Annotated in this window: 16 protein-coding genes and 1 pseudogene; all 17 read left to right on the top strand. The window is 40.0% G+C overall.

Going from position 1 to position 10562, the window contains the following annotated elements; genetic code table 11:
* Nucleotides 1-301: chemotaxis protein CheW (locus AC29Z1_RS07830; protein ID WP_488270901.1), on the top strand; the 301-nt coding region annotated here is incomplete at its 5' end.
* Between the two features lie 26 nt (nucleotides 302-327).
* On the top strand, nucleotides 328-948 hold the full coding sequence (locus tag AC29Z1_RS07825) for a chemotaxis protein CheC (RefSeq protein ID WP_488270900.1): 621 nt from the start codon (nucleotides 328-330) through the stop codon (nucleotides 946-948).
* Nucleotides 948-1433 carry a chemotaxis protein CheD gene (locus tag AC29Z1_RS07820; protein WP_488270899.1) on the top strand — a complete coding sequence of 162 codons (486 nt, stop codon included), beginning with the start codon at nucleotides 948-950 and terminating at the stop codon, nucleotides 1431-1433. Before AC29Z1_RS07825 ends, AC29Z1_RS07820 begins: the two co-directional genes overlap by 1 nt.
* Nucleotides 1434-1446: 13 nt before the next feature.
* Nucleotides 1447-1779 (top strand): hypothetical protein, encoded by a 333-nt coding sequence (locus AC29Z1_RS07815; protein ID WP_488270898.1) that lies wholly within the window; start codon nucleotides 1447-1449, stop codon nucleotides 1777-1779.
* 20 nt (nucleotides 1780-1799) lie between these two features.
* Complete coding sequence (locus AC29Z1_RS07810; protein WP_488270897.1) at nucleotides 1800-2564, top strand: FliA/WhiG family RNA polymerase sigma factor; 765 nt, start codon at nucleotides 1800-1802, stop codon at nucleotides 2562-2564.
* Nucleotides 2565-2615: 51 nt separating this feature from the next.
* A complete protein-coding gene (locus AC29Z1_RS07805; RefSeq protein ID WP_488270896.1) occupies nucleotides 2616-4241 on the top strand; it encodes a flagellar assembly protein A in 1626 nt (541 codons plus the stop codon).
* A 52-nt stretch (nucleotides 4242-4293) separates the two neighbouring features.
* Entirely contained in the window at nucleotides 4294-4638 is a 345-nt protein-coding gene (locus AC29Z1_RS07800; protein WP_488270895.1) for a hypothetical protein, read from the top strand.
* A gap of 18 nt (nucleotides 4639-4656) precedes the next feature.
* Nucleotides 4657-5262, top strand: coding sequence for a hypothetical protein (locus AC29Z1_RS07795; protein ID WP_488270894.1), 606 nt, complete (start codon nucleotides 4657-4659; stop codon nucleotides 5260-5262).
* 180 nt (nucleotides 5263-5442) lie between these two features.
* Complete coding sequence (gene rpsB / locus AC29Z1_RS07790; RefSeq protein ID WP_488270893.1) at nucleotides 5443-6141, top strand: 30S ribosomal protein S2; 699 nt, start codon at nucleotides 5443-5445, stop codon at nucleotides 6139-6141.
* A gap of 72 nt (nucleotides 6142-6213) precedes the next feature.
* Entirely contained in the window at nucleotides 6214-6861 is a 648-nt protein-coding gene (tsf, locus tag AC29Z1_RS07785) for a translation elongation factor Ts (RefSeq protein WP_488270892.1), read from the top strand.
* Nucleotides 6862-7001: 140 nt separating this feature from the next.
* Nucleotides 7002-7730, top strand: coding sequence for a UMP kinase (pyrH, locus tag AC29Z1_RS07780; protein WP_488270891.1), 729 nt, complete (start codon nucleotides 7002-7004; stop codon nucleotides 7728-7730).
* Entirely contained in the window at nucleotides 7727-8287 is a 561-nt protein-coding gene (gene frr, locus AC29Z1_RS07775) for a ribosome recycling factor (RefSeq protein WP_488270890.1), read from the top strand. The genes pyrH and frr overlap by 4 nt, the downstream gene beginning before the upstream one ends.
* A 4-nt stretch (nucleotides 8288-8291) precedes the next feature.
* Entirely contained in the window at nucleotides 8292-8492 is a 201-nt protein-coding gene (locus AC29Z1_RS07770; protein ID WP_488270889.1) for a hypothetical protein, read from the top strand.
* 3 nt (nucleotides 8493-8495) lie between these two features.
* A complete protein-coding gene (locus AC29Z1_RS07765; RefSeq protein ID WP_488270888.1) occupies nucleotides 8496-8666 on the top strand; it encodes a DUF362 domain-containing protein in 171 nt (56 codons plus the stop codon).
* Nucleotides 8667-8780: 114 nt separating this feature from the next.
* On the top strand, nucleotides 8781-9563 hold the full coding sequence (gene uppS, locus AC29Z1_RS07760) for an undecaprenyl pyrophosphate synthase (protein WP_488270887.1): 783 nt from the start codon (nucleotides 8781-8783) through the stop codon (nucleotides 9561-9563).
* A gap of 18 nt (nucleotides 9564-9581) precedes the next feature.
* The gene (locus tag AC29Z1_RS07755) at nucleotides 9582-10400 is read left to right on the top strand and encodes a phosphatidate cytidylyltransferase (protein ID WP_488270886.1); all 819 of its coding nucleotides are present in this window, start codon (nucleotides 9582-9584) and stop codon (nucleotides 10398-10400) included.
* A 23-nt stretch (nucleotides 10401-10423) separates the two neighbouring features.
* Nucleotides 10424-10562 (top strand): annotated as a pseudogene (locus AC29Z1_RS07750) (1-deoxy-D-xylulose-5-phosphate reductoisomerase); the annotation flags it as partial.

Raw genomic sequence — 10562 nt, 5'->3', positions numbered from 1 at the left:
GCGAGGCAGTGTTTTGCCGGTTATTGATCTAAAAAAGCGCCTTAATTTGCCGCCGCAAGAATACACAGATAATACCCGGATTATTATCATCAAGGTAGATGATATCCATGTAGGTATGATTGTGGATGCCGTCACAGAAGTAACTGCTATTGATCAAAATAATATAGAGCCTCCACAGGCTGTGGTCAACGGCATTGCAGCCGAATTTTTGAGTGGAGTTGGAAAACTGGAAAATCGTTTGATAATTTTATTGAATACTGATGCAATTATTGGTATAGGACAAGAAGTCAAGGCAGGATAATGTTTTTGATCAAGGGGGGGACGAATTTGTCTGAGGAAATATTAAAACTATCACCTCTGCAGTTAGATGCTTTGAGGGAAATTGGTAATGTTGGTGCCGGTAACGCGGCAACAGCATTATCCCAAATTATTAATAACAAAATTGATATGACAGTACCTGAAGTATCCATTCTACCATTAGGGGAAGTACCAGAAGTAGTGGGTGGCCCTGATGCAATGGTTGCAGGTGTTTATCTTAGAGTGTTTGGTCCAGCCCCTGGCAGCATCTTGTTTCTTCTTCCCCGTGAGAGCGCCTATTATTTGGTTGATATGCTTATGGGACGCAAGCAGGGGGAAACTCAGCTCCTTAACTCGATGGATGAATCGGCGTTGATGGAGATAGGTAATATTTTAGCTGGAGCATACTTAAATGCCTTATCCTACTTTACAAAATTAACTTTATTGCCATCGATTCCGGCCTTGGCTATTGATATGGCAGGAGCCATATTAAGTGTTATACTGATCCAATTGGGACAAATGGGTGACCATGCTTTAGTGATTGAGACTGAGTTTACAACGGAAAATGACGGTGTTAAAGGTCATTTTTTCCTGATTCCTGATCCCGGCTCCCTTAATACAATTTTGGCGGCAATCGGGGTGAAGGAATAATGGCAGAACTCATAAAAGTAGGAATGGCTGATTACAAGGTTGGTCGTAGTCCCGCCAGCTTAATAAGTTATGGGCTTGGCTCTTGTGTAGGTATTGCCTTATTTGATGCAACTGCTAAGGTGGGTGGTTTGGCCCACATTATGTTACCAGATAGCACACAGGCACGCGCTACTGATAATCCGGCTAAGTTTGCCGATACTGCTTTGCCGCTAATGTTAAATGAGATTATTAAACTTGGAGGCGTTAAGTCGCGAATTACCGCCAAAATTGCTGGTGGAGCCCAAATGTTCACTTTTACTAATACTACTGATATTATGCGGGTGGGGGAACGTAATGTTGAAGCAGTACGTTCTGTATTAAAAAAGCTGGACATACGACTAATTGCCGAAGATACCGGCGGCAACTATGGACGAACTGTTGAGTTAAAGCTGGATACTGGTATTTTTCGGGTAAAGACGATTGATAAAGGTGAAAAAGAACTATAATTGGAGGACGGCTATGGCACTAAAGTTACGGGTTAGTTTATATATGGCAATTGCTGCCAGCATCTTGACTTTAATGGTTGGAGTGTTTAATACGATTGCGCTAACTGCCATCTTATACCGTACATTAGTATCGCTTGTCCTCTTTGCAGCATTAGGATATGTTTGTGGTCAATTTGCTGAGCGGTTCTTGCAAGACAAACATGAGAACATGCAGGCAGCAGAACTTAAAGGGAACAATATCGATATTGTAAGCAGTGATGAGCCTAAGGAGGAATCATCGCCGACTTCACAGTTTATACCCTTAAATCCTGAAAACTTTGATAATATAAATTTAACGCAAAAGTAAGGATGGGAGGGTAAACGCCAATGGCAGGAACAAATGCTGAACAAAATGCTGCTAATACGCTCAAGCTTTGGCGAGATTATCACAACAGTAATAGAAGTCCGGAAATGCGTGAGAAAATTATTGAGCATTATTTGCCTCTGGTAAAGTTAGTAGCAGGACGTATTGCGGTCAGTCTTCCTCAGCATGTTGATAAAGATGACTTAATCAGCAATGGTTTTTTTGGTCTTCTGGAGTCAATTGAACGTTTTGATCCTGAGCGAGGGGTTAAGTTTGAGACATATGCAGTAGTCCGCATCCGGGGAGCTATTCTTGATTCGCTCAGATCCCAAGATTGGATTCCGGCTACCATTAGACAAAAAGCACGTCAATATGAACAAACGGTTGCGAAATTAGAACATGCATTAGGCCGGTCAGCAAAAGATGAAGAAATTGCTATGGCAATGAAAATACCACTAAATGAACTCTATACGCTTATTAATCATTTAAATGCCAGCACTCTTATTCCATTAGAGGAGTTCGCCAAAACTGAGACCGCTTCACAGCAAACGACAAGTCCTTCTCAACATATTGAAGAACAGGAAGTAAAAGAAATGCTTGCTAAAAGTATTGATAAGTTACCGGAAAAAGAACGTCTGGTAATCAGTCTTTACTATTATGAAGGATTGACGTTAAAGGAAATTAGTTTAATATTGAAGTTATCGGAAGCCCGTATTTCCCAGCTTCATACGAAAGCTATTTTTAGATTGCGTGGCGCTCTTTCCAGAGTTAAATCAAGTTTTGTCTAGAATTTGTTGCATACGTGTAGTGCGAGTGCTATTTTGATGGGGGATAGACGTATGGAGGATAAAAAGTGTTTCTTTGAGTACAGTGAGGATAAATTTAGTTCACATGATGGACATTTTTGTATTACGGTAGAAGAGGATGGTGTGTTTCTAACAGTTTATCCTCCGCAAGACGCAGGCGAACCTGTAAAAATACCGCAAATCATAGAGGCTTTGGCAGAGCACGGTATTGATAAACCTGATAATGTTTTGCTTATACGTGCTGCAAAAGAGGCATTAGGTACTCCGATAAAAGTTGCGGAGAAATTGGTGAAACCAGAGCCTGACATTCAGGTTCAAATTTCTCGTGATAAAATGGAAGCTACCCTTCAAGTGATTCGGCCGCATGGTTGCCGTGAGGTTAGTCTGGAAGAAGTAATGGACCGGATTAAAAGTGCTGGTATTGTCTATGGTATCGATTATTCGGCAGTGGAAACAGCGCTTAACAAACCAGGAAGCACGGTAGTTTGCGCCCGAGGGTTGCCCCCGGTTGATGGAGTTAATGCGAGTATTAAGTATTTTTTTGATTTAGAAAATAAAGGACGTCCGGTAGTGTTAGAAGATGGCCGGGTTGATTTTAAAGATCTTAATATGTTTACCATTGTTCATACTGATGAATTATTGGCGGAAAAGATACCTGCCACCAGCGGAACACCCGGAATCGACATTTTAGGCAATGAAGTTTTTCCTAAGCCGGGTAAAGATGTACCCTTACCTAAAGGTAAGAATGTGTATGTCGATGAAAGCTTGAAGTTTTTATATGCTGCTCAGGATGGACAGCTTGTTATGACTAATAATAAGCTGAATGTAATACCACTTATTGAAGTCAAAGGCGATGTTGATTTTTCTACAGGTAATATTGATTTTATTGGTAGTGTAATTGTAAAAGGTTCTGTGCAAACTGGTTTCACGGTTAAAGCCGAAGGCGATATTGAGATTGCCGGTAGCGTTAGTGGCGGTATTGTTGAAGGAAAAAATATAACTGTCCGTATGGGAATTCAGGGTATGAACCGGGGATATATAAAGGCCGCCGAAAATGTAGTTGCTAAATATATTGAAAATGCGACAGTCTATGCGGGAAAAGATGTTCTTGTAAGTGATGTCATACTACACAGTAAAATAAGCGCCGGAAAAAGGGTAATTGTTGAAGAACGTCGCGGCTTAATTGTGGGGGGACGGGTATCTGCAGGCGAGGAAATCAGGGCCAAGATTATTGGGACTAATTCCGCTACTAATACGGAGATCGAAGTTGGCGTAAATCCTAAATTGCGGGAAGAATACCAAGTATTAAGGAAAGAAGTCAAAAAAGTTGAACAAAATCTTGATCAAACACGCAAAGCTCTTACTGTACTGAAAGCCATGGATCAAAGCACTATGCCCCCTGAAAAGCACGAAATGTTATTAAAATTAACGAAGGCACAATTTCATTTAATTGGACAGATTGAAACCATGCGTAATCGTTTAGCAGAGATTGAACTCGCTCTGGAAGAAATGCGGTATGGACATGTCAAGGTAGCCGATACTGCTTTTCCAGGAGTTAAATTAGTTATCGGAACGTTAGTCAAGCCACTACGGGATCCTGTTAAGTTTGCTAAATTCTATGCTGAAGATGGAGAAATAAAGACAAGTTCATATAAATAAATAGTAAATTATGGCCAATCAGCATATATTCTGGTTGGGTGGGTGATATATAATGAGCATCAGATCCATTGATATGCAGGTGCTTATTCCAAAAGCGACAGAAGTCGGAAAACAACAGAATAATTTGACCCAACAAAGCGTATTACAGCAGCAACAATTTTCTGAAGAAATGAAAAAGATGGTACAAATCCGCCAGCAACAGGTGCAAAGCATGGAAAAGAGTCAAGGAAGTAAGGTTGAGCGGGAAGCAACTAAAGATAAGCATAAAAGGCATTTGCCTAACTATAGTCACAATAATGATAAGTTGGATAAAGAATTGCCTGAGCAAGAAAATATAGAAAGCACAAATGTTGGACAAGATCCGCTGCGTGGACATATTATTGATATAAAAACCTGATATATTGAGGTGATACACTTGCTTACAGGCGTGATTGTTTCATTAGTCGCGGTATTGCTGCTAGCTTTTTTACTGATTTACAAAAAAGAAATGATTGTTAAAATGTTTATGCTGAATGTATCTGCTCCGGCTAATGAATTTACGCAACAGCTTGAACAAACGGCTGATTCGATTGTTAGGCGTCTGGAAGATGAGTCAGCCCAACTTGAAATATTATTAGAAGAAGCAGAAGCGAAAATTGGCATGCTTAGCCAGCAGGTAGAGCATGCCAATAAGATTATAGAACAACTACAGAAGCTAGAAAACCACCCACAACTTGTTGTCTGTCAGCAAGACAAACCTGCAGAGTCTTTAGAACCGGTTCCGGAACGTATGGTTTTGAAGGAAAACGTGTTATCCCAGTCTACTGAGGATATAACCCAGTTGATTGATGATAATAATCATAAGGATAAAGAGCCAATTACGGATAAAGATTCAATTACTATGGAGGAAAAACATCAGCTTATTATGGCTATGGCTGATCAGGGATATAATATTACTGAAATTGCTAAAGCTACTGGCATAGGTAAAGGAGAAATCATCTTACTTTTGCAATTGAATAAAAAAATAAACCGCTTGGTATAATAAACAAAAAAATAGTAATAATAAGAAATTATAAGAGAATTGACTTGTTATTGGCGAAAAGTTATGTTATACTACATTTCGGTGTTATCACTCACGCAATCTAATTTTGCCACTGTGCCATAAACATGGTGACGGCAAAAAATGCGGATTGCGGCGGCAAATTAACAGGAGGTGTATATTATGTCAGTTATTTCTATGAAGCAACTTTTGGAAGCTGGTGTACATTTTGGACATCAAACCAGAAGATGGAACCCTAAAATGGCTCCTTACATATTTACGGAGCGTAACGGTATCTACATTATTGACCTGCAAAAAACAGTTAAAAAGGTAGAAGAAGCGTATAATTTTGTACGTGATTTAGCTGCCCAAGGACAAACTATGTTATTTGTAGGAACTAAGAAACAAGCTCAGGAAGCAGTAAAAGAAGAAGCTATCAGATGCGACATGTTCTATGTTAATGAAAGATGGCTAGGCGGTATGCTGACTAACTTCCAAACGATTCAACAGCGCATTAACAGACTGCGTGAATTGGAAGACATGGAAGAAAAAGGTGTTTTTGAAGTATTGCCGAAAAAGGAAGTTATTACTTTGCGCCACGAAATGGAAAAACTGCAAAAATTCCTTGGTGGCATTAAAAATATGCAAAAACTTCCAGGTGCGTTGTTTGTTATTGACCCGCGCAAAGAACGCATTGCTGTCGCGGAAGCCCGCAAATTAGGTATTCCGATTGTTGGTATTGTTGATACCAACTGCGATCCTGATGAAATTGACTATATTATTCCTGGCAACGACGATGCTATTCGTGCTGTTAAGTTGCTTACTGCAAAAATTGCTGATGCTGTTTTGGAAGGCCGTCAAGGCGAACAAATGGCAGAGTAAACTATTATTTGCACAATAAAGGTAAGGGGATTTTGGCCCTCTTACCTTTAATAATAGTTAGGAGGATTTGACATGATAACGGCTGAAATGGTAAAAGAGTTAAGAGAACGTACTGGTGCCGGTATGATGGATTGTAAAAAGGCGCTGACCGAAACTAATGGTAATATGGACAAGGCTATTGATCTATTGCGGGAAAAAGGATTGGCTGCTGCTGCCAAAAAAGCTAGCCGGGTTGCGTCAGAAGGATTAGTTGAAGCTTACATACATGGAGCGGGGCGTATTGGTGTTCTTGTTGAAGTGAACTGTGAGACGGACTTTGTTGCCAAAACCGATGCATTTAAAGCTTTGGTACGTGATATAGCCATGCAAATAGCTGCTGCTAACCCTACCTATGTTTCTCGTTCGGAAGTACCGGAAGAAGTATTGAATCATGAAAGAGAAATACTTCGGGCTCAAGCACTTAATGAAGGTAAACCTGCCCATATTGTTGAAAAAATGATTGAAGGCCGGTTGGAGAAATTCTATAAAGAAACCTGCTTATTAGAACAGCCTTTCATTAAGGATCCAGACAAAACCATTAGCCAGCTCATTACCGAAAATGTGGCTAAAATTGGTGAAAACATTGCGGTTCGTCGCTTTACCAGATATCAGTTAGGTGAAGGTATTGAGAAAAAGGCCAATGATTTTGCGGCTGAAGTAATGGCTGCCGTTAAAAAATAAGGAGAACACTTCGTGTTCTCTTTTTTCTAAGTCTATTTTGCTGGCGGTAAATATATTTTTTCAATCTAAAAAAAATATTGTACTAAATAAAGGATTTATTGACTATTTGTAGAAATACAAACTAAAGGAGGTTCCCCCGCTTGGCGAAAGGTAAATACAAGCGCGTTGTTTTAAAATTAAGTGGTGAAGCTTTAGCTGGTAACCAAGGCTATGGTATAGATCCGATAGTTGTCGATTCTATCGCCAAAGAAATTAAAGAACTTAAACAAAATAATCTGGATGTAGCTATTGTTGTTGGTGGCGGGAATATTTGGCGCGGTCTAGCAGGTAGCGCTAAAGGCATGGATCGTGCTACTGCTGATTATATGGGCATGTTGGCAACAGTAATGAATGCTCTTGCCTTGCAAGATGCACTTGAAAATTGTGGTGTTGATTCCCGAGTACAGAGTGCGATAAATATGCAACAGGTTGCTGAACCATACATCCGCCGTCGAGCTATACGCCATATCGAAAAAGGACGCGTAGTTATTTTTGCCGCTGGTACGGGAAATCCCTATTTCTCTACTGATACAACGGCTGCGCTGAGGGCAGCTGAAATTGAAGCAGATGTTATTCTAATGGCGAAAAAAAGTGCAGACGGGGTTTATGATTCAGATCCACGGCATAATCCGGATGCTAAAAAGTTTAAAGAACTCGAGTATATAGAAATTTTACAGCGTGGTCTCGGTGTAATGGATTCAACAGCTACTTCATTATGTATGGATAATTCCATTCCAATTGTAGTATTTAGTATTGATGAACCTGGAAATATTTTAAAAGCAGCTTTAGGCAAAGAGATAGGAACTATTGTTGGGGGAGAAAAGAAATGACAGTTAAGGAAATTCATTCTGCCCATGAAGAAAAAATGAAAAAAGCTTTGGAGGCATTGCGAAAAGAGTATGGTAGCTTGCGTGCTGGCAGAGCAACTCCTTCTCTGCTTGATAAGGTGATGGTTGATTATTATGGTGCGCCAACACCTGTTAATCAAGTTGCGAATATTTCTGTTCCAGAGCCTCGGTTGATTGTTATTCAGCCATGGGAAAAATCAATGCTTAATGCCATTGATAAAGCCATTCAAAAATCTGACTTAGGTTTAGTACCTAATAATGATGGTACTGTTATCCGTCTCACCATTCCACAACTTACTCAAGAGCGTCGTGCAGAAATGGTTAAAATTGTACATAAAAAAGCGGAAGAGTGCAGAGTGGCGATACGTAATTTGCGGCGTGATGCTAATGATAGTATTAAAAAGATAGAAAAAGACAAAGTGATTTCTGCCGATGAAGCCAAAAAGGCGCAAGACGATATTCAAAAATTAACTGATAAATATATTAAAGAAGTAGATCAGATCATGGCAGCAAAAGAAAAAGATATTATGGAAGTGTAGCAAATTGGATACAGTCGCTCAGCCATTGTCTGAAGTTATCAATAAGTTGAAACAAAATGGTAGTAGATATACTGTCACGATTACTAAACCTACACGAACTACGTTTCAACTTGATGACAAACTATATGTTATTAGGCAGCAATTGGATGCTGATGGAGTTTATAATCTAATAGCTGCTGCTAAAATGGGAAAGGAGGTGTTTTAATTAATGGCATACAAAATTACAGATGAGTGTGTTGCTTGTGGTTCTTGTGCGGCCACCTGTCCGGTTAGCGCTATTCAAGAAGGTGAACCTCATTACAGCATTAACGATGAGTGCGTTGAATGTGGTTCTTGTGCAGAAGTTTGCCCAACTGGTGCAATTGTAGCTCCGGAATAAATTTGATCCCCCTCGTGAGAGGGGGTTTAAATTTGATATTTAATGGCTAACTTTACTAGATTCTGGAGATAATTTGGTCATAACAATAGCTAAAGGTTAGCGGAGGATTGTAATGTGTGGATGAAGTGGTTTAGCAAAACGAATATTCATAAACAAAACGATTATACTGATATTGATTCAACAAGACTCCCGCGTCATGTGGCTATCATCATGGACGGTAATGGACGTTGGGCTCAGCAAAAAGGAATGCATCGAACTTTTGGTCATCGTGCTGGTGCTGAGGCCTTGCGCGAAATTGTAAAAACCGCTTCCGAGTTAGGTATAGAAGTTCTTACAGCATATGCTTTTTCTACGGAAAATTGGCGGCGGCCGGCTGACGAAGTTAGTTTGCTGATGAGTTTATTATCTGAGTATCTAGATAATGAGCTTGCAGAATTACATGAAAATAATGTGCAAGTAAGATTTATTGGTGACATAGGGGGATTGGCCCTTAATTTACAAAAAAAGATTGAAAAAGCCCAGGCGCTCACTGCTCATAATACAGGGTTAATTTTTAACCTGGCCGTAAATTACGGTGGACGAGCTGAATTGACGCGCGCTGTTAAAATAATTAGTGAAAAAGTTTTAAAACGTGAATTGGATCCAGAAACAATTGATGAAGCAACCATTGAAGCACACTTATATACAGCCAATTTGCCAGCTCCGGATTTACTAATCAGGCCGAGCGGAGATTTTCGAATTAGTAATTTTTTATTATGGCAAATAGCGTATACTGAGTTTTGGTTTACGGGAATTAACTGGCCGGATTTTAATTCAGAACATTTATTACAAGCTATTCGCGATTATCAGCAGCGGGAGCGAAGATTTGGCGGTATTAAAAATTCAAAAAAACGGTAGGTGCCTATATTGCTTGGAATGCGTATTTTGACAGCAGCTATTGGAATACCGATAGCCATATACATTATTAATTATGGTGAATGGCTATTTGCTGCAGCCGTTATAGTGCTTGCATTGACTGCTTGGCATGAATTTTTTACCATGATGCAGGTCAAAGATATCAAAGTTCATTATGGGATTGGCCTTATCGGGATTATGTTAGCACTAGGGTGTGCTTGGTTAGGCAATGCCCAAGAAATAATCATGGTGATACTGCTTATTGTATTGGCAGCTATCGCTAACTCTGTGATTTCTCATGAGAAGTTCGGCATGACTGATGCCGCTTTTACGGCATTGGGAACGCTATATGTTAGCTTGCCGTTTGCGCATTTGATCCTACTACGTTTTTCTAACCAATATGAATATATTCAAACAGCTTTGGGTGCCATCGCCGTGGGGGCAGCTTATCTTTGGTTGGCTTTTATTGGTACATGGGCTAGTGATACGCTGGCCTATTTTGTTGGTTCCATGCTGGGACGGCGCAAATTATGCCCGGCCATAAGCCCAGGAAAAACTTATGAGGGAGCCATTGGCGGTTTAATCGGCAGTATTGTTGGCGTCATTGCTATGGGTTGGGTATGTGGTTTGCCGCTAGTACATACATGTATATTAGGTTTGTTGGTAGGTATTGCAGCTCCTTTGGGGGATTTGGCAGAATCAGCCTTAAAAAGGTTTGCAGGAGTGAAAGATTCTGGTAATATTTTACCGGGACATGGCGGTATACTTGATCGCTTTGATGCCATTATGTTTACTGTTCCGGTAGTTTACTATTACATAAAAGCATGTATTGGCTATTAGACATTAGATAGGAGTCCTACACGATGAAGCATATTGCAATTTTAGGAAGTACCGGATCCATTGGTACTCAGGCTTTAGATGTAATTGCTGCTAATTCTGACACGTATAAAGTAACCGCGTTAGCTGCTTATCAAAATGAGCAGTTGCTGAAAGAGCAAATAG

The organism is Sporomusa sp. (assembly GCF_057736855.1).
Note: the sequence above shows the minus strand (reverse complement) of the source record. Positions and strands in the feature narration are given on the sequence as shown.